Source organism: Methylorubrum podarium, from assembly GCF_022179745.1.
GTDB lineage: Bacteria > Pseudomonadota > Alphaproteobacteria > Rhizobiales > Beijerinckiaceae > Methylobacterium > Methylobacterium podarium.
In genome coordinates this window covers 1-22,144 of sequence record NZ_BPRD01000123.1, presented here as the reverse complement: position 1 = coordinate 22,144, position 22,144 = coordinate 1, and the positions used below count along the sequence as shown (strand labels likewise).

Annotated in this window: 20 protein-coding genes; 10 read left to right on the top strand and 10 right to left on the bottom strand. The window is 70.6% G+C overall.

Features of this window, described 5'->3' with window-relative positions:
• The 5 genes from poxB to MFF42_RS06500 form a co-directional block, all read right to left on the bottom strand.
• Nucleotides 1-1,691, bottom strand: a 1,691-nt coding sequence (poxB, locus tag MFF42_RS06520) for a ubiquinone-dependent pyruvate dehydrogenase (protein ID WP_238255018.1), incomplete at its 3' end; no start/stop codon positions are given.
• Nucleotides 1,692-2,083: 392 nt separating this feature from the next.
• A complete protein-coding gene (gene rho, locus MFF42_RS06515) occupies nucleotides 2,084-3,427 on the bottom strand; it encodes a transcription termination factor Rho (protein ID WP_238255017.1) in 1,344 nt (447 codons plus the stop codon).
• A 275-nt stretch (nucleotides 3,428-3,702) separates the two neighbouring features.
• A complete protein-coding gene (locus MFF42_RS06510; protein WP_238255016.1) occupies nucleotides 3,703-4,467 on the bottom strand; it encodes a Smr/MutS family protein in 765 nt (254 codons plus the stop codon).
• The gene (gene mltA, locus MFF42_RS06505; protein WP_238255015.1) at nucleotides 4,464-5,795 is read right to left on the bottom strand and encodes a murein transglycosylase A; all 1,332 of its coding nucleotides are present in this window, start codon (nucleotides 5,793-5,795) and stop codon (nucleotides 4,464-4,466) included. The genes MFF42_RS06510 and mltA overlap by 4 nt, the downstream gene beginning before the upstream one ends.
• A 12-nt stretch (nucleotides 5,796-5,807) precedes the next feature.
• The gene (locus tag MFF42_RS06500; protein WP_238255014.1) at nucleotides 5,808-6,527 is read right to left on the bottom strand and encodes a Tim44/TimA family putative adaptor protein; all 720 of its coding nucleotides are present in this window, start codon (nucleotides 6,525-6,527) and stop codon (nucleotides 5,808-5,810) included.
• 584 nt (nucleotides 6,528-7,111) lie between these two features.
• Here MFF42_RS06500 and secB point away from each other — a divergent pair.
• From secB to hisS, 5 genes are all read left to right on the top strand, one after another.
• On the top strand, nucleotides 7,112-7,618 hold the full coding sequence (gene secB / locus MFF42_RS06495; RefSeq protein ID WP_183434438.1) for a protein-export chaperone SecB: 507 nt from the start codon (nucleotides 7,112-7,114) through the stop codon (nucleotides 7,616-7,618).
• A gap of 247 nt (nucleotides 7,619-7,865) precedes the next feature.
• Nucleotides 7,866-9,119 (top strand): MFS transporter, encoded by a 1,254-nt coding sequence (locus tag MFF42_RS06490; protein ID WP_238255013.1) that lies wholly within the window; start codon nucleotides 7,866-7,868, stop codon nucleotides 9,117-9,119.
• Between the two features lie 76 nt (nucleotides 9,120-9,195).
• The gene (locus MFF42_RS06485) at nucleotides 9,196-9,714 is read left to right on the top strand and encodes a DUF3429 domain-containing protein (RefSeq protein WP_238255012.1); all 519 of its coding nucleotides are present in this window, start codon (nucleotides 9,196-9,198) and stop codon (nucleotides 9,712-9,714) included.
• Between the two features lie 293 nt (nucleotides 9,715-10,007).
• On the top strand, nucleotides 10,008-10,379 hold the full coding sequence (locus MFF42_RS06480; protein ID WP_238255011.1) for a tRNA-binding protein: 372 nt from the start codon (nucleotides 10,008-10,010) through the stop codon (nucleotides 10,377-10,379).
• A gap of 81 nt (nucleotides 10,380-10,460) precedes the next feature.
• Entirely contained in the window at nucleotides 10,461-11,972 is a 1,512-nt protein-coding gene (gene hisS, locus MFF42_RS06475) for a histidine--tRNA ligase (protein WP_238255010.1), read from the top strand.
• Between the two features lie 249 nt (nucleotides 11,973-12,221).
• On the opposite strand, the gene MFF42_RS06470 is transcribed toward hisS, so the two are convergent.
• The 4 genes from MFF42_RS06470 to MFF42_RS06455 all read right to left on the bottom strand — a co-directional run bounded on the left by MFF42_RS06470 (nucleotide 12,222) and on the right by MFF42_RS06455 (nucleotide 14,432).
• Nucleotides 12,222-13,034: an apolipoprotein A1/A4/E family protein gene (locus MFF42_RS06470; protein WP_238255009.1), complete on the bottom strand. Its 813-nt coding sequence runs from the start codon at nucleotides 13,032-13,034 to the stop codon at nucleotides 12,222-12,224.
• A gap of 72 nt (nucleotides 13,035-13,106) precedes the next feature.
• The gene (locus MFF42_RS06465) at nucleotides 13,107-13,490 is read right to left on the bottom strand and encodes a DUF3618 domain-containing protein (protein ID WP_238255008.1); all 384 of its coding nucleotides are present in this window, start codon (nucleotides 13,488-13,490) and stop codon (nucleotides 13,107-13,109) included.
• The gene (locus MFF42_RS06460) at nucleotides 13,487-13,900 is read right to left on the bottom strand and encodes a phage holin family protein (RefSeq protein WP_238255007.1); all 414 of its coding nucleotides are present in this window, start codon (nucleotides 13,898-13,900) and stop codon (nucleotides 13,487-13,489) included. Before MFF42_RS06460 ends, MFF42_RS06465 begins: the two co-directional genes overlap by 4 nt.
• Before the next feature lie 13 nt (nucleotides 13,901-13,913).
• A complete protein-coding gene (locus tag MFF42_RS06455) occupies nucleotides 13,914-14,432 on the bottom strand; it encodes a hypothetical protein (protein ID WP_238255006.1) in 519 nt (172 codons plus the stop codon).
• 526 nt (nucleotides 14,433-14,958) lie between these two features.
• Between MFF42_RS06455 and MFF42_RS06450 the strand changes: the two genes are divergently transcribed.
• A complete protein-coding gene (locus MFF42_RS06450; RefSeq protein ID WP_238255005.1) occupies nucleotides 14,959-16,380 on the top strand; it encodes an alpha,alpha-trehalose-phosphate synthase (UDP-forming) in 1,422 nt (473 codons plus the stop codon).
• A gap of 222 nt (nucleotides 16,381-16,602) precedes the next feature.
• Nucleotides 16,603-18,696 (top strand): glycogen debranching protein GlgX, encoded by a 2,094-nt coding sequence (gene glgX, locus MFF42_RS06445; protein ID WP_238255004.1) that lies wholly within the window; start codon nucleotides 16,603-16,605, stop codon nucleotides 18,694-18,696.
• A gap of 116 nt (nucleotides 18,697-18,812) precedes the next feature.
• On the opposite strand, the gene MFF42_RS06440 is transcribed toward glgX, so the two are convergent.
• Nucleotides 18,813-19,664, bottom strand: coding sequence for a hypothetical protein (locus MFF42_RS06440; RefSeq protein ID WP_238255003.1), 852 nt, complete (start codon nucleotides 19,662-19,664; stop codon nucleotides 18,813-18,815).
• 227 nt (nucleotides 19,665-19,891) lie between these two features.
• Here MFF42_RS06440 and upp point away from each other — a divergent pair, with 227 nt between their 5' ends.
• The 3 genes from upp to MFF42_RS06425 all read left to right on the top strand — a co-directional run bounded on the left by upp (nucleotide 19,892) and on the right by MFF42_RS06425 (nucleotide 22,108).
• Nucleotides 19,892-20,542 (top strand): uracil phosphoribosyltransferase, encoded by a 651-nt coding sequence (upp, locus tag MFF42_RS06435; RefSeq protein ID WP_238255019.1) that lies wholly within the window; start codon nucleotides 19,892-19,894, stop codon nucleotides 20,540-20,542.
• Nucleotides 20,543-20,716: 174 nt separating this feature from the next.
• On the top strand, nucleotides 20,717-21,727 hold the full coding sequence (locus MFF42_RS06430; RefSeq protein ID WP_238255002.1) for an NAD(P)H-quinone oxidoreductase: 1,011 nt from the start codon (nucleotides 20,717-20,719) through the stop codon (nucleotides 21,725-21,727).
• A gap of 102 nt (nucleotides 21,728-21,829) precedes the next feature.
• Entirely contained in the window at nucleotides 21,830-22,108 is a 279-nt protein-coding gene (locus MFF42_RS06425; RefSeq protein WP_238255001.1) for a hypothetical protein, read from the top strand.
• Nucleotides 22,109-22,144: the final 36 nt, after the last annotated feature.

The following is a 22,144-nucleotide window of genomic DNA, read 5'->3' as shown; positions in this document are numbered from 1 at the left end:
CCGCGCCCGTTCATCACCGCCTGCAGCGCGTAGAGGCTGAAGCCCTTCACCTGCTCGGCCTGGAGCTTGGGCGGCATCGCCAGCTCCTGGCGGTTGGTCACCACGTCGAGGAGGGCCGGGCCGGGATGGGCCAGCACGTCCCGGATGGCGCCCTCCAGATCGCCCGGATCCTCGACCCGGCGGGCATGGATGCCGATGGCGTTGGCCATGGCGGCGAAATCCGGGTTCCGCAGTTCGACGCCCGTTTCGAGATAGCCCGCGGCCTTCATCTCCAGCTCGACGAAGCCGAGCGTGCCGTTGTTGAAGATGACGACCTTCACCGGCAGGGTCTCCTGCGTCAGGGTGAGGATATCGCCCATCAGCATCGAGAAGCCGCCGTCGCCCGAGAGCGAGATCACCTGCCGGCCGGGGCTCGCCGCCTGGATGCCGATGGCGTGGGGCAGGGCGTTGGCCATCGAGCCGTGCGCCCAGGAGCCGATCAGGCGCCGCCCGGCGGTCATCCGGAGGTAGCGCGCCGCCCAGACGGTGGGCGTGCCGACGTCGGCGGTGAAGACCGCGTCGTCGTGGGCCGCCTCGCTGAGAAGCCGAGTGAGGTATTGCGGGTGGATCGGCGGCCGGCCGGCCCTGCCGGTGGCGAGGTCGTCGAGGTCCTCCCGCGCCTTGGCGTAGTGCTTGAGGGCGGCGTCCAGGTGGCGGGCGCTGTCGTTGCCGGAAAGCCGCGGCAGCAGCGCCTCGAGGGTGGCGGCGACGTCGCCGACGAGGCCGAGTTCGAGCCGGCAGCGCTTGCCCAGGTTCTCCGGGCGCAGATCGACCTGCGCGATCTTCGCGTGCTCGGGATAGAACTGGCGGTAGGGGAAGTCGGTGCCGAGCATCAGCAGGGTCTCGCAGGCCTCCATCGCCGCGTAGCCCGAGGAGAAGCCGATCAGCCCGGTCATGCCGACATCGTAGGGGTTGTCGTGCTCGACATGCTCCTTGCCGCCGAGCGCGTGGACGATCGGGCTCTTGAGCCGCTCCGCCAGCCGCATCAGCGGCCCGTGCGCCCCGGCGCAGCCGCGCCCGCACAGCAGCGTGATCTTTTTCGAGGCGTTGAGGAGGTCGGCGAGGCGGTCGAGCTCGTCCGCCGGCGGCACGGTGACCGGTGCGCGGGGGCGCAGGGTCGCGGGCGCGGCGATCGCGCGCTTGGGCGCCTCCTTGAGGGCGACCGTGCCGGGGATGACCACCACGGCGACGCCGCGCCGGCCCACGGCGGTGCGGATCGCGGTCTCGAGGACGTTGGGCAGTTGCTCGGGGTCCGAGACCAGCTCGCAGAAATGGCTGCAATCGCGAAACAGCTCTTCCGGCCGCGTCGCCTGGAAGTAGTTGAGACCGATCTCGCTCGACGGGATGTGGGCGGCGATGGCCAGCACCGGCGTGCGGGTGCGGTGCGCGTCGAACAGGCCGTTGATGAGATGGAGGTTGCCCGGCCCGCAGGAGCCGGCGCAGACCGCGAGTTCGCCGGTGATCTGCGCCTCGCCCGCGGCGGCGAACGCCGCGACCTCCTCGTGGCGGACATGGACCCAGTCGATGACGCCGCGGCTGCGGATCGCTTCCGTGATCCCGTTCAGGCTGTCGCCGACGAGGCCGTAGACGCGGCGCACGCCCGCCTGCTGGAGCGTCTCGACCACGAGATCCGATACGTTGCGGGTTGCCATGCGCCGTCTCCGAACCGAACCGCCCCGAGAGGCGGCGACGGCGGGCCAACGTCACATCGGGACGAAGGTTCGGGCGACCGGAAGATTTTGCGATCGTTGCAGAATTTTTCCGATTCGGACTACGTCATCCGAGTTCCGAACGGGTTTTGGCGGCCAGCCTTTCGGAGGCCGAGCACTCTCTCCATCGTCATTCCGGGGCGCTGACAAGCGAGCCCGGATCCGGAGGCGTGCAATCCACCCGTGATGCCACGTTGAACCGCGCATCTCGGGTGGGTTCCGGGTTCCGCTGCGCGGCCCCGGAACGACGGGTTGGTTTCTAAGGCGGAACGAGGGGAGCGAGGCTCGAAGACCGTTGACCGGCTCGATGCCCGCCGGCGCGGGCGGAACGCGCCCTACGTGTTCATCGAGTCGAAGAAGTCGCCGTTGCTCTTCGTCTGGCGCAGCTTGTCCATGAGGAACTCGATCGCGTCGGTGACGCCCATCGGGTTGAGGATGCGGCGGAGCACGTAGGTCTTCTTGAGCGAGTCCGGCGGCACCAGCAGCTCCTCCTTGCGGGTGCCGGAGCGGGTGATGTCGATGGCCGGGAAGATGCGCTTGTCCGACACCTTGCGGTCGAGAATAATCTCGGAATTGCCGGTGCCCTTGAACTCCTCGAAGATCACCTCGTCCATGCGCGAGCCGGTGTCGATCAGCGCGGTGGCGATGATGGTGAGCGAGCCGCCCTCCTCGATGTTGCGGGCCGCGCCGAAGAAGCGCTTGGGCCGCTGCAGAGCGTTGGCGTCGACGCCGCCGGTGAGCACCTTGCCGGAGGACGGCACGACCGTGTTGTAGGCACGTCCCAGGCGGGTGATCGAGTCGAGCAGGATCACCACGTCGCGGCCGTGCTCGACCAGGCGCTTGGCCTTCTCGATCACCATCTCGGCGACCTGCACGTGGCGGGTGGCCGGCTCGTCGAAGGTCGAGGCGATGACCTCGCCCTTCACCGAGCGGATCATGTCGGTCACCTCTTCCGGGCGCTCGTCGATGAGCAGCACGATGAGGTAGCATTCGGGGTGGTTGAGGGTGATCGACTGCGCGATGTTCTGCATCAGCACGGTCTTGCCGGTGCGCGGCGGGGCGACGATCAGCGCGCGCTGGCCCTTGCCGATCGGCGAGACGATGTCGATGATGCGAGGGCTGAAGTCTTTCTTGGTCGGGTTGTCCAGTTCGAGCTTGAACCGCTTGGTCGGGAACAGCGGCGTCAGGTTGTCGAAGTGGACCTTGTGCTTGATCTTCTCCGGGTTCTCGAAGTTGATCGTGTTGACCTTGATCAGCGCGAAGTAGCGCTCGCCGTCCTTAGGGCCGCGGATCGGGCCCTCGACCGTGTCGCCGGTGCGCAGGCCGAAGCGGCGGATCTGGGTCGGCGAGATGTAGATGTCGTCCGGACCCGGAAGGTAGTTCGAGTCGTTCGAGCGCAGGAAGCCGAACCCGTCCTGAAGCACCTCGACCGTGCCGGAACCGATGATCTCGGTCTCGTTGGCCGCGAGCTGCTTGAGGATCGCGAACATCAGCTCCTGTTTGCGCATGGTCGAGGCGTTCTCGACCTCGACCTCCTCCGCGAAGGTGATGAGTTCGGTCGGCGACTTGGACTTGAGATCCTGGAGCTTCACCTCGCGTCGGGCCGCGAGATCGGCCGGCGCGACGGCGGGTTCGGCCGGAGCTTCGACGGGGGCGAGAGCGTCGTTCTGTGACGTCATGTGGGGAGATGCAACCAACGAAGGGCGGGAAGAAATCGGCCGGTTCGGGAGCAGGGCCGGGCGCCGGGGAAGCGCCCCGGGGTCCGTAGCCGTCGCGGGCGCGCGGCCCGGCCCACGCATCGGTTTCTCTGGGCCGGACAGACCTAGGAATGCGACACGGCTGCAATGGGAGAGCATGGCTCAGTAGCGCGTTTCGCCACCCGGCTCAAGACCCTGCTCGCCGATTTGCCGATGGTTTCGGCGTCAGCGTCCCTTGGAGGCTGTCACTCCGCGGATCATCGCCGCCGCAGGCGCACGTAGAGGGCGCCGGCCCCGCCGTGGTGGCGGGCGGCCTCCTCGAAGCCGAGGACGAGGCCGCGCAGCTCCGGGCCGCGCAGCCAGTGGGGCACGCTGCGCCGGAGCACGCCGCGCTCGGAGAAGCCGCCGCGGTCGCGCCCGCCGAAATCCTCGCCACCCTTGCCCGTCACCACGAGCACCCGGGCATGCCCCGCCGCGCGGGCGCGCAGCAGGAAACCGACCAGGGCGGCGTGCGCCTCCGCCTGGTAGAGGCCGTGCAGGTCGATGCGCGCCTCGATCGTCAGCGTGCCGCGTTCGAGCCCGCGCCGCTCGCGCCGCTCCAGCCCCGGCGCGCCGGGGGAGGCCGGGGCGGGCGCCTGAGCCGGCGCCGCCGTGGCCCGGGCGATCTCCGGAGCGAGGTCGCCGAGCTTGAGCGGCTTCGAGGAGGAGCGCGGCAGCGCGACGGCCGGCGCGGGCCGCGCCGGGGGAGGGGAGGCGGGCTTCGCCGCGGATTTCGGGGCCGGCTTGAGGGCGGTTTTGGCCGCCGGCTTCGGGGCCGTCTTCGCGGCGGGCCGCGCGACCGGGGGCGGCGCGGCCGGACTCGGCCGGTCCGGCGCCGCGGGCCGCTCGGCCTCGGGTGCCTTCGCCGCCTTCCGCGGTCTGGCCCGCTCCCGCAGCGGCGTGATCAGCTTGGCGATCTCACCCCAGAGATGGGCCTCCTCGCGGGAGAGCAGGCGCGGGCGCCGCGGCGGCCGCTCCCTCACGGCCGGGCCTCCCCGGCGGCGGCCTCCGGCACTGCCACGTCCTTGGCCGCGTCCTTGCCCGCGTCCTTGCCCGCGTCCTTGGTCGCATCCTTGGCGGTCCCGTCCGGGGCGGGGGCCGGCTTGGGGATCAGCACGACGAACCCCATCCGGTCGTGCAGGTCGCCCGCCGCCCGGCCGGCGGCGGCGCCGGTGCCGACATAGAGGTCGCCCCGCGCCGGGCCGACGATCGCCGAGCCGGTGTCGGCGGCGACGACGAGATGGCCGCGTCCGGGCTGCCCCGGCAGCTTGCCCTCCAGCCAGAACGGAAGGCCGTAGCGCCACAGGTTGCCGTCGACGGCCATGCTGCGCCCCGGACTGAGCGGCACGCCCGCGGCGCCGGGCGGCCCCAGGGCCGGGTCGGTCACCGGCTCGGTCCGGAAGAAGATGTAGGACGCGTTCATCCGCATCAGCCGGCGGGCATGGTCCGGATTGGCCCGCAGCCAGGAGGTCCAGCGCTCCAGGCTCAGGCCGTTGAGCGGCAGGTGGCCCTCGGCGACGAGCAGCTTGCCGATGGAGGTGTAGGGCTGGCCGTTCTTGCCGTCGTAGAGCACCCGCATCCCGCGCCCGTCGGGGAGCCGCACCCGCCCCGAGCCCTGCACCTGCAGCACGAACAGGTCCACGGCGTCGCGCAGCCACAGCAGCGGCCGGGTCCGCTCGCCGAGCGCCCCGTCCTCGATCGCCGCGCGGTCGGGATAGGGCACGAGCCCGGCCTCGGTGCGCCGGCCGGCCCGGTAGATCGGATCGAGCCCCGGCGCGCTCTCGCCGGGAGCGAGGCTGACGAGGTCGTCGGGCCGGGCGAGGACGGGCGCGGTGTAGCCGGGGCCGGGGGTGAGCGAGCCCGTCAGCTCCGGCTCGAAATAGCCGGTGAGGAATCCGACCCGGCGCTCCGGCTCGGTCCCGGTGGCCGGGCGCAGGATGCGGTAGGCGGAGAACCGCGCCTCGAAGAATGCTTTGGCCTCGCCCGGCTTCACCGCCGCGGCGGCGGCGCAGGCCGCCGCGAGATCGGCGGGGGAGCCCGTCACGCCCGTCGCCTGCGGCGGGTTGGGGCCGGGGCCGGCGCAGGTGCGGCGGAAGGCGTCGAGGGCGACGCCGAGATCATCCTCGCGCCAGCCGGGCAGGGAAGCGAGGGCGACCGGCTCCAGCACGGCGCCCGGCACTTGAGGTGCGCTTTGGGGCGCGCCCTGGGGCGGCCGCGCGGACTCGGCCGCGTGCGGCGAAGCGGCGGGAACGGAAACGGCCGCAGCGGCGAGGACCGCTGCGGCCGGAAGGGAAACGCGCGGACGCGGCATGACGCGGATCGATCAGCCGCCCGCGTCGGTGGCGACGAGCTGCCAGTTCGGATCGCGCGAGCCGAGGGTGCGGGCGAAGGTCCACACGTCGGGCACCTCGACGCCGGTCTCGGCATTGCCGTCGATCACCTTGCCGTCCGCGTCGCGGGTGGCGGTGATGAGGTTCGAGAGGAAGCGCACGGTGATCTGCGCGACGCGGTTCTTGACCTCGACGGAGACCATCTCCGCCTTGTCGATGGAGATGAAAGTGGTCTCGACCGTCTCGCGGCGCTTCTCGCGCTCCGAGATCGCCCGCTCGAACCCCTCGCAGACCTCGCGCGACAGGAGCGCGCGCAGGGTCTTGCGGTCGCCCTTGGCGAAGGCGATGACGATGGCCTCGTAGGCGCCCTTGGCGCCCTCCAGGAAGGCGCGCGGCTCGAAGGCCGGCTCGACCTGAACCACCTGCTCCAGGCCGCGGGCGACCGCCGAGCCCGGCTCGGCGATGCCGCGCCAGTCGCGGGCCGCGGTCTGCACCGCCGCCCCCGCCTGCGCGCGGTCGGCGCCGGGCAGGCGCACCACGTTGTCGCCCTCGCCGCGGCCGGCGGCCGGCGGCTCGGTGCGGTTGCGCTCGATCGGCCGGAAGGGCGAGCGCTCGGTGCCGGTCTTCTGGCCGAGGACCGAGCGCAGCCGCCAGATCACGAAGACGGCCAGCGCCAGGAAAATCAGAGTGGTTGCGTCGAAGGAATCCTGCATCACCGATCCGAATCGTGACCGTCGCACACGTGAGTCCGGCGCCTTGCGGGGCCGCCCGGACGGGAAGGGCCGTTCCGTGATCCCGCCCGCCGCGCCACCGGCAGACGGCGTCGCGAGGGTCCCGGCCATCGCCGGAACGGGTTCGCGAAACCGGCTCCTCGTGTCTCTCGCAAAACTCCCGCTGCACCGTCGCGACCGAAGGGAAACGGTCGGTCATCGGGAGTTTCGTGAGGCACTCTTAGCCGAGGGCGGCGCGGGGATCGAGCCGGGAACGGATGCCTTGAAAGGCGCTTGGGTCTGAGTGTCTCCGACTGTTCGAAGTCCGTGACCTTACCGTGATATGGGCGCACCCGCGAGGGATTCCAGGCAATCGGGTGAGACGAGCCTCCGCGTCCCATTCACGCGCGTCCCGGCGGGGGCGGCCCGCGGGCCGGAAACGCCGAGGCTCGGAGCCGCCGCGGGGGCGGCCGATCGCTTCGGTTCGGCTTGTTCGCCGCATACGGGCATGGTAGCCGCAGCCCGCGCCGGGGGGCGCTCTTGCGCCGGACCCGAAGCGCAACGACGACGTGAGAAGGAGAGACGCCATGGCCGATACCGCGGCACCGAACGGCAACGGCGCGCAGGCCCAGGATCTCGCGCCCGCGATCAACGCGCTGGCGCAATATGCCAAGGACCTCTCCTTCGAGAACCCGAACGCGCCGCGCTCCCTGCAGCCGCAGGAGGGCGGACCCCAGATCAACATCCAGGTCAACGTCAACGCCCAGCAGATCGCCGAGGCCGACTTCGAGGTCGAGCTGACCCTCGAGGGCGATGCCAAGATCCAGAACGAGGTGCTGTTCGCCTTCGAGCTGAAATACGCCGGCATCTTCCGCATGCGCAACATCCCGCAGGAGCAGATCCATCCGGCGGTGATGATCGAGTGCCCGCGCCTGCTCTTCCCCTTCGCGCGCCAGATCGTCGCCGAGGCGGTGCGCAACGGCGGCTTCCCGCCCCTCTACATCGATCCGATCGACTTCGTCGGCCTCTACCAGCAGAAGATGATGGAAGCGCAGGCCGCCGGCCAGGGCACGGGCGCGCCGCTCGCCTCCTGAGGCGGGTCTCAGGCCCTCCGTTCTCAGCGGACATTCCCGAACGAAACCCCGGTCCCGACGGTGCCGGGGTTTTTTCATCGGCTGGTTCTCCCCGCCGCGCCGAGCGGTTGCGGCCACGCGCGGGCCGGCATCGGCGTTGAGGCGAGACGGGCCGGCCTCGCGGTTCGTCCCGCGCAATGCCGCGTGCATTGCCCCCCGCGCGGCCTCGCGCTACGGGGCCCGCCCCCGGCTCAGCTCCAAGGACAGCATGGCGCCCACCACCCACCTCGCCCTGATCAACGTCTTCATCGGCGACATCCAGGGCGGGCTCGGGCCCTTCCTCGGCACGTGGCTCGCGCAGATGCGGCAGTGGAGCCCCTCGCAGGTCGGGCTCGTCACCACCCTGGTGGGCGGGGGCGTGCTGCTCCTCAGCGGTCCCTTCGGCGCGCTGGTCGACCGCCTCGCGCGGCCGCGCCTGCTCATCGTGATCTCCTGCGCCGCCATCCTCGCCGGCACGCTGCTGCTGATGCCGGCCCATTCCTTCGTGCCGGTGCTGGCGGCGCAGTTCCTGGCCGCCGCCGGCGGCACGCTGCTGCTGCTCGCCGTCACGGCGCTGACGCTGGGGGTGGTCGGCAAGGAGGCGTTCCCGCGCCAGCAGGGGCGCAACCAGGCCTTCAACCATGTCGGCATCCTGATCGCCGCCGGGCTCATCACCTTCGGCACCGCCCATTTCGGGCCCGAGATCGCCTTCTGGGTGCTGGGCGGCATGGCGGCGGCGGCCATCGCCGCCACCCTGGCGATGCCGGCCCGCGCCTTCAACCGCCGCCGGGCCTCGGGCTGGAAGGAGGAGGACGAGGCGGAGCCGGCCCGCTCCTCCTACGCCCAGGTCTTCACCAATAGGCGGCTGCTGGTGCTCGCCGTGGCGCTCGCCCTGTTCCAGCTCGGCAACGGCGGCATGCTGACCCTGCTGGGGCAGAAGCTCGTGCACACGGCGGACAACCCCACCGCCTGGACCGCCCGCTACGTCATGGTGGCCCAGCTCGTGATGGTGCCGGTGGCGCTGGCCGCCGGCTCGCTCGCCGACCGGCGCGGCCGGCGCCAGCTCCTCCTCGCCGCCTGCCTCGCCCTGCCCGTCCGGGCGGCGCTCTCGGCTTTCATCGACGACCCGTACTGGCTCATCACCGCCGAGATCCTCGACGGCGTGGCCTCGGGCATCATCGGCGTGGCGGTGCCGGTGGTGGTGGCCGACCTCACCTGGGGCTCGGGCCGCACCCAGACGGCGCTCGGCACCGTCAACGCCGTGCAGGGCGCGGGCGGCGCGCTCTCGGCGTGGTACGGCGGCCTCGCCCAGGAATGGTTCGGCTGGAGCGGATCCTTCCTGGCGCTCGGCGCGGCCGGCGTGCTGGCGCTCGCCCTGGTGTGGTGGCTCGCCGCCACCACCGAGGAGAGCCGCTCCCAGCGGCGCCGCTCCCGCCGCGAGGAACGCCACCGCGCCGCCCGTTCCGCGGAAAAGCCGGCCTGACGCGCGTCCGAGCGATCGGAACAGGCCCGGCGCCCCGGCAGTTCACCGGGCGTTTCCCACCGGTCGCGAGGCGCGCATGATCCGAACTCCGACCGCCCGAACCCAGGACGGCGAGGCCGGCCGCACGATCCGGGCCTTCGAGCCCCGCGCCGTCCCCCGGCTCAGCGTCGTGTTCGGCTACGGGCCGATGCTGCCCTTCGTCGCCGGGGCGGTGCTGGTGTGGCTGCTGCCCGGCGCGCTGGCCGGGGCGGTCTTCACCCTGACGCTGCTCTGGGCCTGCGCGATCCTGCTGTTCCTCTCCGGCGTGCGCCGCGGCGTCAGCTTCCGCACCGAGGGCGGGGCGACGCTCGCGCAGATCGCCACGATGCTGAGCCTGTTCCTGCTCGGCTACGGCGCCCTCCTCGCCTTCGCCCTGAGCAGGCCGGCCCTCGCGCTCGGCCTGCTGATCGTCGGCTTCACCGAGATCACGATCCTCGATCCGATCGCCGCCCGCCGGGGCGAGGCGCCCCTGTTCTTCGAGCGCCTGCGGCCGGCCCAGATCCCGCTGGCGGTCCTCAGCCTCGCCGCGCTGCTCGCCTATCGCCTGACGCTGTGAGGCTGCGTCCGGCGGGCCGCCCCCGTCAGACGGCTTCCGGGTGATCACCGTTGGCCTCGCCCCCTCTCCTCCCCCTTGTGGGAAGGAGGCAGGAGGTGGGGGTGGTGCCGGATCGAGCGCGGCGGTGCCTCCTGTACCACCCCCACCCCGAGCCCCTCCCCACAAGGGGGAGGGGACGAGCCATGCTCTGACCGAGGCGATCGACCGGAAACCGAATGAAGGGTTGGATTGGAGAACGCCGTCGGCTTTCGTAGAAGGATGCACCCCCTTCCCGCCACGCTCTCCATCGGCCCATGCACGTCCGCCACGACCCCACCGCCCCCGAATCCGAGACGATCGGGTTCGACGCCTTCCTCGCCGTCGACATCCGCGTCGGCACCGTCGTCTCGGCCGAGCCCTTCCCCGAGGCGCGCAAGCCCGCGATCAAGCTCGTCATCGATTTCGGGCCGGTGATCGGCACCAAGCGCTCCAGCGCGCAGATCACCGAGCACTACGCGCCCGACGCCCTGGTCGGCCGGCAGGTCGCGGCGGTGGTGAACTTCCCGCCGCGTCAGATCGGAAAGTTCCTGTCGGAGGTGCTGACCCTCGGCTTCGCCGACGCGGCCGGCGCCGTCGTGCTGTTCGCCCCCGACCAACCGGTGCCGGACGGCGGCCGGCTGTTCTGATATCTCCTCGGGTTGCCGCCTCACGGCCGCCTGCGATAGAGCCGGGCTTCCCTTCAAAGAACCGCTCCGATCGGCGACGACATGGCCAAGGCCGACACCCTGAAACCCCGCCTGCCGCGCGGCTTTCCCGACCGCACCGAGGCCGACATCCTGGCCCAGGGGCGCATGCTGGACACGATCCGGCAGACCTTCGAGCTCTACGGCTTCGAGGCGCTGGAGACCCCCTTCGTCGAGTACACCGAGGCGCTCGGCAAATTCCTGCCCGACCTCGACCGGCCGAACGAGGGTGTCTTCTCGTTCCAAGACGACGACGAGCAGTGGCTCTCGCTCCGCTACGACCTGACGGCGCCGCTCGCCCGCCACGTGGCGGAGAACTTCGACGCCCTGGCCAAACCCTATCGCAGCTACCGGGCGGGCTACGTCTTCCGCAACGAGAAGCCGGGGCCGGGCCGGTTCCGCCAGTTCATGCAGTTCGATGCCGACATCGTCGGCGCGGGGAGCGTCGCGGCGGATGCCGAGACCTGCATGCTGATGGCCGACACGCTGGAGCGGCTCGGGCTCGCGGGCCAGTACGTGGTCAAGGTCAACAACCGCAAGGTGCTCGACGGCGTGATGGAGGCGATCGGCCTCGCCGGCCCCGATAAGGCCGGCCAGCGCCTCACCGTGCTGCGCGCCATCGACAAGCTCGACCGTCTCGGCGCGGACGGCGTGCGCCTGCTGCTCGGCCCCGGCCGCAAGGACGAGAGCGGCGACTTCACCAAGGGCGCCGGCCTCGCCGAAGAGGCCATCGAGCGCATCCTGGCCTATGTCGGCTTCGAGGCGAGCCCGCACGAGGGCGCCGACCGGATGGCGTTCTGGGAAAAGTTCTTCGGCTCCTGGCACGCGGTGGTCGGCGATTCGGAGACCGGCCGCGAGGGCATCGCCGAACTCCACGCCATCATGCGGCTGTGCGAGGCGGCGGGCTACGGCCGCGACCGCGTGCGGGCCGACCCCTCCGTGGTGCGCGGGCTCGAATACTATACCGGCCCGGTCTACGAGGCGGAGCTGACCTTCCCCGTCACCAACGAGGACGGCCAGACCGTCCGCTTCGGCTCGGTGGCGGGCGGCGGGCGCTACGACGGCCTCGTCGGCCGCTTCCGCTCCGAGCCGGTGCCCGCGACCGGCTTCTCCATCGGCGTCTCGCGGCTGTTCTCGGCCCTTCGGCTGACCAAGAGCCCGCTGGTGGACGGCGCGGCCAAGCCCGGTCCCGTCGTCGTGCTGGTTCTGGATCGCGAGAACATCGCCGAGTATCAGGCGCTGGTCGCGCGGCTGCGGGCGGAAAACATCCGGGCCGAGCTCTATCTCGGTGCGGCCGGGATGAAGGCGCAGATGAAATATGCCGACCGCCGCCGCGCGCCCGCGGTGGTGATCCAGGGCTCCAACGAGCGCGAGGCCGGCGAGGTCCAGATCAAGGACCTGATCGAGGGCGCCCGCGCCGCCGAGGCCATCGCCAGCAACGCCGAGTGGAAGGCCGCCCGCCCCGCGCAGGTCTCGGTGCCGGTTGAGCGAATGGTCGAGACGGTCCGCGAGACGCTCGCCCGGCATTTCGGGTGAAACGTCCTTAAGTCATCGATCCGCTCGAGCGCATCCCCTCTCCCCGCCGTGCGGGGAGAGGGCTTTGCCGACCTCGTCGTCGGCAAAGCAAGGCGGCAGCCGAAGGTGAGGGGGCTTGGCCGAAGAAGACTCTTCCTGAGCCGCCCCCTCACCCTCGCTCCGGCTTCGCCTCCGCTTCCGGCCTGCACGACAGGGTGCAGGCCGGCCTCTCCCCGCACGCGGGGAGAGGGGAAGATCCGGTGATGTCCCTTACAGACGGTGCGCCGTCCGCTCGGTCGGGTCGAAGTCCGGCCGCGGGCCGGTCGCTTGGCCAGCCGCTTGGCCGGTGGCCGGACCGCCCGGCTGGCCGCCCGGCGCGTTCGCGCGCTTGACCGCCGCGTCGAGGTTCTCGGGATCGAGCGCCGTCTCGACGAAGGCGCGGCCGCGATGGGTCAGGTCGCGGGCGTAGCGGATGCCCTGGTCGCGCAGGTCGTCGGCGTAGGGGCCGAGCGCCCGGTCCTCCTGGCGGGTGCGCGGCAGGAGCGCGCCGAGCAGCAGGCCGGCGGCGAGGCCGACGACGCCGACGAGGAGCGGGTTCTCGGAGACGAACTGCTCGGTGGCGGTGCGGCCCTCGTGCAGGCGGCGGGTGCCGCGATCGGCGAGGTCGGCCGCGCGCCGGCGATGCGTCTCGTAGCGGTCCTCGGCCCAGGAGCGGGCATCCTCGTAGGTCTCGCCCGCGCGCTCACGAACCGAGCGGACCGTGTCGCTGGCTTGGTTGCGGGCGGCGTCGGCCGCCTCGCTCACCCGGTTCTTGAGCTCGGAGGCCCGGTCCGCCGCTTGGTCGCGGAGGTTGCGCGCGCTGTCCCGCGCCTCTTCGGCCTTGTCCTGTATTCCGGCCTGGAGGCGGGCATTGGCCTCGCGGCCCTGCGCCGTCGCCCGGTCGGAGATGTCGTGCAGGCTGTGATCGACGCTGCCCTCGCGGGGCATGCCGGACCGGGCGGCGATGTTCTCGGGCAGGGTCTCCACCGGCGCGCCGGTGGGCGGCGTGGTGACCGGGCCTTGATGGTTCGGGCCTTGGCTCATGATCGACTCCCTTGTCTTCCGGCCGGCGGCGCGGGGATTCGCGCGCGGCCCGTGAGGCTCGGACGTGGTGTCTCAGACCTGCCGCTCGGGCGGCAGGTCGTGGAGGGGACGCCCGCCGGGGGCGTCGGGGTCGTAGGTGCGGTCGGCGCCCGTGACCGTGACGGGCTTGGCCGCCACCGGGACCACGGCGCGGGTGGTCGGGCGGCGGACGGTCCGCATGCCGTTCAGTAGCAGGCCGACGCCGGCCGCGATCAGCAGCACCGGCAGGGGATTGCGCCGCACCGCCAGCAGGGCGTCGTCGTAGAAGCCGCTGTAGGGCGTCTGCCGGGCCGAGCCGAGCATCTCGTCGACGAGGCTCGACGCGTTGAGGCGTCCCTGGATCCGGTCGATCGTCTCGTCGAGCCGCGCGCGGCTCTGCTCGATGTCCTTCTCCAGGTCCGAGATCGATTCGCTCATCCCGAAACCCTTTCCGTCAGCGCGCGGGCATCCTGCCGGACCTGCCGCGAGGTCCGGGTCGGAGCGAGATTCGACAGTGACATCGCCCGGGCGCCGATGACGCCGAGGATCACCGCCACGAGCAGCATGCCGCCGCCCACGAGCAGCGCCGCCAGCCACTCGGACCCGACCAGCGTCGCGACGAACTTCACCAGGGCGCCGATCAGCACCAGCATCGCCGTGACCGCGAACACCGCCGCCAGCACCATCATCGCGAGACCGATGAACAGCGAGCGGACGTTGTTCGTCATCTCCGTGCGGAAGAGGGCGATCTCCTTGCTGGCAAGCTCGCTCGCCTCGCGCAGGGCATCGGCGACGAGGGACTGGATCGAGGAAGAGGGCGGAGGTGGTGGGGGATTGGGGCTTGCCATGGCGTCGTCCCCTTCAGGCCCGGTAGCCGTCGTAGGCGCGGCCCGTGCGGCGATCCAACTCGCGGTCCGCCTCCGCCTCGCCCGACGCCTTGACGAAGCGCGACAGCAGGAAGCCCGCGGCGAAGGCGCCCACCGCGACCGTCACCGGGGAGCGGCGGGCATAGGCCTCCGCCTCGCGGTAGAAGTCGTCGAGGCTGCGCCGCTCGATCGAGCCGGCGAGGTCGTCGAGACCCTCCGCCGCGCTGTCGAAGAAGGCGCGGATGTTGGGGCGGTCGTCGAAGGTCTGGCCCGAATCGCGCAGGGACTTGGCGAGGTCCGAGACGGAGCGGGCGGCCTCGCCCTTGCGGTCGTCGACATAGGCGAGGGCCTGCTGGCGCGCGGCGGCGGCAAGCCCCTTGCTGCGCTCGGCCGCGAGGCTCGCGGTGTCCTCCACGTCGTGGCGCAGATCCTCCAGATCGGCCTTGGTCTCGGCCGGCTTGGTGTTGGCCGGTTTGGCGCCGCCGACGGGATCTGGGGACGCGGACGATGTCATGGGCGTGTCTCCGGGTAGGCTTGGTGGACCGGCGCGGATGCGCGTCGATCCGTGATGAACTCGGCCGGAGAACCGTTGGCTGCCTCGCGGAGTTCCGTTTTCAGAGCCCCTTCCGCACGGCCCCTGCCGAATGGAGAGGGTTCGCGCGTAAGAAGAAAAAGCGAGGAAGCACCGTCGCTCCCATGGTGATGTCTCCGTCAATGGCGGGTCCTGGACGCGTTCCGTTCCGGGGCCGGATGTCAGCACCCGTTCAGCTTCGCCCTTGCATGGTGGCGGCGGCTCTGCTGCACTGCCGGAAGCGCGGGTATCGACGCGGGCAGGCGCGGGAGCCGGGCGGGCGGATGCGGGACGGAACAGCGGTGACATCGTCGGGCCGCCTGCTTGACCCGCGGGAGGGGATGCGCTTGGCTGCCCTTCGACGGATCGCGCTCCGCTTCCGCGCGTTTTCCCACAGACGCAAGACCCTCAAGACCCTTAGGCCGGCGCGCCCCACGTGCCGGCCCCAGCGAGGACCGGAGCCGGGTTCGTGGCACGTCTGATCATTGTCTCCAACCGTGTCGCCGTGCCCGCCGAGGGCAAGGACGCGGTCTCCGCCGGGGGCCTCGCCGTCGCGGTCAAGGAAGCCTTCTCCTCCTACGAGGGGCTGTGGTTCGGCTGGAGCGGAAACATCTGCGACAACCCGAGCACCGAGCCGGAACTGATGGACCGCGGGCCGATCCAGTACGCCGTCCTCGACCTCTCGCCGCAAGACCATCGCGAGTACTACGCCGGTTTCGCCAACCGGGCGCTCTGGCCGATCATGCATTACCGGATCGGGCTGGGGACCTTCTCCCGCTCGGATTATGCCGGCTACCAGCGCGTCAACCAGACCTTCGCCCAGGCGCTCGCCAAGCTGGTCGAGCCCGACGACCTGATCTGGGTGCACGATTACCACCTGCTGCCGCTGGCGAGCGAGCTGCGCGGCCAGGGCATCGCCAACCCGATCGGCTACTTCCACCACATCCCGTGGCCGGCGGCGGACGTGTTCAACACCCTGCCGGCGAGCAGCGAGTTGCTGCGCGCCATGGCCGATTACGACCTGATCGGCCTCCAGACCGATTCGGACGTGCAGAACCTCTCGCGCAACTTCATCGACACGATGCGCGCGATCCCCCTCGGCGGCGGTTCGATGATGGTGGACGGGCGGCGCACCCGGATCCGTTCCTTCCCCATCGGCATCGACGTCGCCAGCTTCAAGGAGGCCGCCGACAAGGCCGGCTCCAACAAGGTGGTGCGCGAGACCATGGCGGGGCTTCGCACCCGCAAGCTGCTGATCGGCGTCGACCGGCTCGACTACTCGAAGGGCGTGCCGGAGCGGATGGAGGCGGTGGACCGCTTCTTCGCCTCGAACCCGGACCAGCGCGGCAACGTCGTCTATATCCAGATCACCCCGAAATCCCGCAGCGAGGTGCCGGAATACGAGCAGCTCGCCCGCGAGGTGAACGAGAAGGTCGGCGACATCAACGGCATGCTCGGCGAGCCGGCCTGGACGCCGATCCAGTACGTCACCAAGGCCTATCCGCGGCCCGTCCTCGCGGGGCTCTACCGCGCGGCCCGCGTCGGCCTCGTCACGCCGATGCGCGACGGCATGAACCTGGTCGCCAAGGAATACGTCGTCGCCCAGAGCGAGGAGGATCCCGGCGTCCTCGTCCTCTCGAAGTTCGCCGGCGCCGCCCGGCAGCTCCCCGAGGCGCTGCTCGTCAACCCCTACGACCGCTTCGAGGTCGCCGAGGCGATCCGGCAGGCGCTCTACATGCCCCGCGGCGAGCGCCTGGAGCGCTGGAAGCCGATGGCGGAGCGCATGCTGCGCGAGGACGTCGATTGGTGGGCGCGCTGCTTCATGACGGAGCTGGAGACCTTCCGCACCGTCGAGCGCGAGCCGCCGACCACGGCGGCGGCGGCGGAGTAGGGTTCGCGCACCGCACGACCGACCGGGTTTCCTCCAGGTCCCGTCCTCATCCCGAGGTGCCGGAGCGGAGCTCAGGCTTCGAAGGATCCTCCGGACATCGCTTGCGCGAACCGGAGGATCCTTCGAGGCCGCTTGCGCGGCACCTCGGGATGAGGAGATGAATGGGGTCATCGCGCTCTGACGGGCCACCGACCAAAAGAGCCCGCTTCACGAAGGACCGGAATGATCGTCATCGAGGAGGGCCTGCCGACGCCGCTCGGCGCGCATTTCGACGGCCGCGGCGTCAACTTCGCCCTCTTCTCGCAGAACGCGACCCGGGTCGACCTCTGCCTGTTCGAGCCGGGCGCGCGTCAGGAATCGCGCACGATCCGCCTGCCCTGCCGGACCGACGACGTCTTCCACGGTTACCTGCACGGCCTGCTCCCGGGCCAGCTCTACGCCTACCGGGTGTTCGGCCCGTGGGACCCGGCCGCCGGCCACCGCTTCAACCCGGCCAAGCTCGTCATCGACCCCTATGCCCGCGAGATCGCCGGCCGCATCCGCTGGCACGACGCGCTCTACAGCCACCGCCACGGCGGCGCCCGCGAGGACCAGATCGACCGGCGCGACAGCGCCCCCTTCCTGCCCCGCGGCGTGGTCACCCGCCCCGAGACGCCCGATCCCGTCAGCCTGCCCGCCGCGCGGCCGCTCCACGAGACGGTGATCTACGAGGCCCACGTCAAGGCGCTGACCCAGACGCATCCGGCGCTCTCGGAGGCGGAGCGCGGCACCTATCTCGGCCTCGCCCACCCGGCGATCATCGAGCACCTCTTGAGGCTCGGCGTCACCGCCCTCGAACTCCTGCCGATCCAGGCGTTCGCCGACGACCGCTTCCTCGTGGACAAGGGCCTCGTCAATTTCTGGGGCTACCAGCCCTACAACTACTTCGCCCCGGAGCCGCGCTATCTCGGCGAGGGCGGAGCGAGCGGGCTGCGCTTCGCCATTCGCGAACTGGCCTCGGCCGGCATCGAGACCCTGATCGACGTGGTCTACAACCACACGGCGGAGGGCGACCATCTCGGGCCGACGCTGGCCTTCCGCGGCATCGACAACGCGAGCTACTACAAGCTCGACCCCGACAACCTGCGCCGCAACGTCGATTGCACCGGCTGCGGCAACACCCTGAACGTTGCCCATCCGCGGGTGATGCGCATGGTGCTCGATTCTCTGCGCCACTGGGTGACCGCCTACGGCGTGGCGGGCTTCCGCTTCGATCTCGCCACCAGTCTCGGCCGCACCCCGAGCGACTTCTCGCCCCAGGCCGCCTTCTTCCAGGCGGTGCAGCAGGATCCTGTCCTCTCGCGGGTCAAGCTCATCGCCGAGCCCTGGGACATCGGCGGGGGCGGCTACCAGCTCGGCGGCTACCCTTACGGCTGGAGCGAGTGGAACGACCAGTTCCGGGACAATCTCCGCGGCTTCTGGCGGGGCGATTCCGGCACGCTCGCCAAGCTCACGCAGGGGCTCTCGGGCTCGCGCGAGATTTTTCTGCCGTCCGGCCGCTCGCCGCTCGCCAGCATCAACTTCGTCGCCTCGCATGACGGCTTCACGCTGGCCGACGTGGTCGCCTACGCCGAGAAGCACAACGCCGCCAACGGCGAGGAGAACCGCGACGGCCACGGCCACAACCTCTCGGCCAATTACGGCGTCGAGGGGCCGACCGACGATGCCCGCATCCTCAGCCTTCGCGCCCGCCAGAAGCGCAACATGCTGGCCTGCGTGTTCTTCGCGCAGGGCGTGCCGATGCTGCTGATGGGCGACGAGCGCTCACGCTCGCAGAGGGGCAACAACAACGCCTATTGCCAGGACAACGCCCTGAGCTGGATGGATTGGGAGACCGATCCCGATCCGACGCTCACCGACTTCGTGGCGAACCTCGCGGCCCTGCGCCGGGTCTGCCGCTCCCTGCGGCGGCGCCACTTCCTCCTCGGCAGCCGCGTCGGCGAGAGCGCCCTGAAGGACGTGCACTGGCTCTCCCCCGACGGCACCGAGATGGACGATTCCGCCTGGGGCGACGGCGAGCGCCGCGCCTTCGGCATGCAGATGAGCAACGACATCGAGGGCTCGGAACGCGTCCTCATCCTCATGAACGCGGCGTCCGAGCCCTGTCCCTTCACCCTGCCCCCGGATCTCGGCGGCCCCTGGCGCCCGGTCTTCGACACCACCCTCGCCACCGGCGCGGTCCCCGACGGGACGCGTCCGCCGGTCCGGGCCGGCGGCACCGTCGACCTGCCGGAGCGGGCGGTGCTGGTGCTGAAGTCGCCGCCGATTCTCGATTGAGCCGCGATTGACCCGCACGACCGGGAAAACGGCCCGTGCGTCTCGGCTTCCGCCACCCCCCGTGGCATCGTCGAACGGCGTCTCGCCGAGGCGACACGCGACCGGCATCCGTCGCCTTATCTGCCGACAGGAGACGGTGCCTGATACGGGTCCGGGCTGTTATGCTGCTCGAGGAAGATCTCCCGATCGATGAGGTGTTCGGGTTCCAGCCCGGCTTCTCCGAAGACGCGGATGAAATCGTCACCGAGAATCGAACGGCACTCCATCATTGCGGCGTGCTGGGTCCGACTCATCTCTGCCAGGAACTCGTCCTCGTCCATCTGCCGCTGCTCAAGAAGGCCGGCGAGGTGCGACTGCTCCTCCCATAGTTGGCTTCGAACTGCGAGGAGACGCTCGAAGGTCGTCTGGCTGACCGCGACACCCGGCGCCGCCTCGATCAGTGCGCGAAGTTCGGCAACCCGTTCAGGGTGGTAAACGTCCAACATTGCGTCCGTCTCCGATGCTGCCGGATCGGCTCCGACGCCGTGGGCGCCGACCCGGAATGCCAGATACGTGCCGCCCGTTCCGCCTGCATCCGGCGGCCGGTCGGCGTTGCCGCCGGACCCATAGCAAGGACTGAACGACGGATGCCGCCTGTTCTTTCCATAAGTGCCGTAGGTGAAGACCGAAAGCGCGTAGCCGCGCGCGCTCGTCACCAAGATATTGGCCGGACCGAGGATCCAGTTCGCGGCCTGATGGCAGACGCCCGTGACTCCGTAGATGAGACCCGTCGTCGAACCGGGTTTTGATAGGCAGTCCGCAATCGATGAATCCCCCGGCCCGCGGCAGACTTCGCGGCCTCCCTGGTGGCGGCCGAAGCAGCCCCACCTGAGTCCGCAGGAACTGGCGACATAGGTGTGATCCCATTGCCTCGCATTTTGGGCCGGCATGGCGCGACCATAGAGAACCGCCCCCGGCTGACCCGCCATAACGGTCTTCCTCCCCGGAACTTCTGCTCTTGAACTCTGGGAGGCAAGCTAAGCGGCAACCAACGCACTTACAAGTTGTCGATTCGGGTTAAGAGATGGTCCGGCCGGATCGACGCGCATCATCACCGCGGCGGGAACGAATTGGAAAATCAGCCGACGACCTCGGCTTCCTCCGCCCACCGTGGCATCGTGGGTTCCGGATCGCGACAGACATGGGGACGGCATCGATGCAGGCGGAGAGCGGCGGTACGGCGCGGGTGACGGTGGTCGATCACCCGCTCGTCCAGCACAAGCTCACGATGATGCGCGACGTCGAGCGCTCGACGAAGGGGTTTCGCGAACTCCTCAACGAGATCGGCATGCTGCTCGCCTACGAGGTCACCCGCGACCTGCCGCTCGAACCGGTCACCATCCAGACGCCGATCCAGGCGATGGAGGGGCGCCGGATCGCCGGCAAGAAGCTCGTGCTCGCCCCGATCCTGCGCGCCGGCGTCGGCTTCCTCGACGGCATGCTCTCGCTGATGCCCTCGGCCCGCGTCGCCCATGTCGGGCTCTACCGCGACCCAGAGACGCTCCAGGCGGTGGAGTACTATTTCAAGAGCCCGTCGGATCTGGCCGACCGCACGGTGCTGGTGCTCGATCCCATGCTCGCCACCGCCAATTCCGCGGTCGCGGCGGTGGAGCGGCTGAAGAGCCGGGGCGCGAAGGATCTCCGCTTCGTCTGCCTGCTCGCCGCGCCCGAGGGCATCGCCCGCTTCCAGGCGGCCCATCCCGACGTGCCGGTCTGGACCGCAGCGATCGACAGCCATCTCAACGACCACGGCTACATCGTGCCGGGCCTCGGCGACGCGGGCGACCGGATGTACGGCACGCGCTGATTTTTTTGCGTTTCGAGCCAGGGCCCTGCCCTTTCCGGAAAGGTCCCTCTGCTGGATCGCTTCGCATTCGCTCGCGATGACGGAGGCGGTTCACGCCTCGACGCGCCCCGTCCCATGCGCCATGTGACCCCGGCGTACGAGCGACCCATCCGCCGCGTGAGCCGAGGAAGCCCCATGCCAAAAAACCTGCCCGAGACCATGCGCCAGATCCGCTTCACCGGCGCGGGCGGCCCGGAGGTGATCGCGGTCGAGACCGTGCCGCTGCCGAAGCCCGCGGCGGGGCAGGTGCTGGTGGAGGTGGTCGCCGCGGGCGTCAACCGGCCCGACATCATGCAGCGCCAGGGCAGCTACCCGCCGCCCAAGGGCGCGACCGAGATCCCCGGCCTCGAAATCGCCGGCCGCATCGCGGCTTTGGGCGAGGGCGTGACGGGTCTTGCCGAGGGCGACGAGGTCTGCGCGCTGGTCATCAGCGGCGGCTACGCCGAGTTTACCGTCGCCGAGGCCGGGCAGGTGCTGAAGCGGCCGGGGCCGCTCTCCCTGGTGGAGGCCGCTGGGCTGCCGGAGACGGTCTTCACCGTCTACTCGACGGTGATCCAGCGCGGGCGGCTGCAGAAGGGCGAGACCTTCCTCGTCCATGGCGGGTCGAGCGGCATCGGCACCACGGCGATCCAGATCGCCAAGCAGCACGGCGCCCGCGTCCTCACCACCGCCGGCTCGGCCGAGAAGTGCCGGTTCTGCGAGGAACTCGGCGCGGACGCGGCCATCAACTACCGCGAGGCGGATTTCGCCGAGGAGGTGAAGCGCCTCACCGACGGGAAGGGCGTCGACGTCATCCTCGACATGGTCGGCGCCGCCTATCTGCAGAAGAACATCGCCTCGCTGGCGGTGGAGGGCCGCCTCGTCCAGATCGCCTTCATGCAGGGCTACAAGGCCGAGAGCCTGACGCTGACCCCGATCATGCTCAAGCGCCTGACCCTCACCGGCGCGACCCTGCGGGCCCAGGCCAAGGAGGCCAAGGCCGCCATCGCCGAGGGGCTGAAGCGAGACGTCTGGCCGCTGGTCGAGGCGGGCACGATCCGGCCCGTCGTCCACGCCACCTTCCCCCTGGAGGAGGCGCGCAAGGCCCACGAGCTGATGGAGACGAGCAGCCACACGGGCAAGATCCTGCTCACGACGGGCCGCTGAGGCGACGGTTCGCGGCAGGAACTCTCGAAGCCGGACCGGCGTTGGCCAAGCATAACCGATGCTGACGCCGCCCCTTTCGTCGGGCGGAAGAGAGGGAGCTTCATGGCCCAGATCGAGAACCAGACCGATGCCCGCCAGGGTGCGAAGGGCAAGCCGGTCCTGTACGTGCTGGTGGCGAGCCTCGCCCTGCTGGCGGTCGCCACCGTCGGCCTGCTGAGCTGGAACCGGGCCGAGTCGCCCGCCGACCATGCCGGCAAGAGCCAGGAATCGGCCCGCGAGATGACGACGGGTTCGGTCAACAAGGCCCCGTCCTCCAACAGCGGCAACGTGCCGACCGAGAACCCGGCCTATCCGCAGCCGGCGCAGAAGTCGGCTCAGTAAGGCCCGAACGCCGAATTCCATGAAAAAGCCGCCCGC

Excerpts from the sequence above, each read along its gene's own strand:
- rho (WP_238255017.1), bottom strand. The coding sequence starts at position 3,427 with ATGACGTCACAGAACGACGCTCTCGCCCCCGTCGAAGCTCCGGCCGAA.
- mltA (WP_238255015.1), bottom strand. The coding sequence starts at position 5,795 with ATGCCGCGTCCGCGCGTTTCCCTTCCGGCCGCAGCGGTCCTCGCCGCT.
- MFF42_RS06500 (WP_238255014.1), bottom strand. The coding sequence starts at position 6,527 with ATGCAGGATTCCTTCGACGCAACCACTCTGATTTTCCTGGCGCTGGCC.
- secB (WP_183434438.1), top strand. The coding sequence starts at position 7,112 with ATGGCCGATACCGCGGCACCGAACGGCAACGGCGCGCAGGCCCAGGAT.
- MFF42_RS06490 (WP_238255013.1), top strand. The coding sequence starts at position 7,866 with ATGGCGCCCACCACCCACCTCGCCCTGATCAACGTCTTCATCGGCGAC.
- MFF42_RS06485 (WP_238255012.1), top strand. The coding sequence starts at position 9,196 with ATGATCCGAACTCCGACCGCCCGAACCCAGGACGGCGAGGCCGGCCGC.
- MFF42_RS06480 (WP_238255011.1), top strand. The coding sequence starts at position 10,008 with ATGCACGTCCGCCACGACCCCACCGCCCCCGAATCCGAGACGATCGGG.
- hisS (WP_238255010.1), top strand. The coding sequence starts at position 10,461 with ATGGCCAAGGCCGACACCCTGAAACCCCGCCTGCCGCGCGGCTTTCCC.
- MFF42_RS06470 (WP_238255009.1), bottom strand. The coding sequence starts at position 13,034 with ATGAGCCAAGGCCCGAACCATCAAGGCCCGGTCACCACGCCGCCCACC.
- MFF42_RS06465 (WP_238255008.1), bottom strand. The coding sequence starts at position 13,490 with ATGAGCGAATCGATCTCGGACCTGGAGAAGGACATCGAGCAGAGCCGC.
- MFF42_RS06460 (WP_238255007.1), bottom strand. The coding sequence starts at position 13,900 with ATGGCAAGCCCCAATCCCCCACCACCTCCGCCCTCTTCCTCGATCCAG.
- MFF42_RS06455 (WP_238255006.1), bottom strand. The coding sequence starts at position 14,432 with ATGACATCGTCCGCGTCCCCAGATCCCGTCGGCGGCGCCAAACCGGCC.
- glgX (WP_238255004.1), top strand. The coding sequence starts at position 16,603 with ATGATCGTCATCGAGGAGGGCCTGCCGACGCCGCTCGGCGCGCATTTC.
- MFF42_RS06440 (WP_238255003.1), bottom strand. The coding sequence starts at position 19,664 with ATGGCGGGTCAGCCGGGGGCGGTTCTCTATGGTCGCGCCATGCCGGCC.
- upp (WP_238255019.1), top strand. The coding sequence starts at position 19,892 with ATGCAGGCGGAGAGCGGCGGTACGGCGCGGGTGACGGTGGTCGATCAC.
- MFF42_RS06430 (WP_238255002.1), top strand. The coding sequence starts at position 20,717 with ATGCCAAAAAACCTGCCCGAGACCATGCGCCAGATCCGCTTCACCGGC.
- MFF42_RS06425 (WP_238255001.1), top strand. The coding sequence starts at position 21,830 with ATGGCCCAGATCGAGAACCAGACCGATGCCCGCCAGGGTGCGAAGGGC.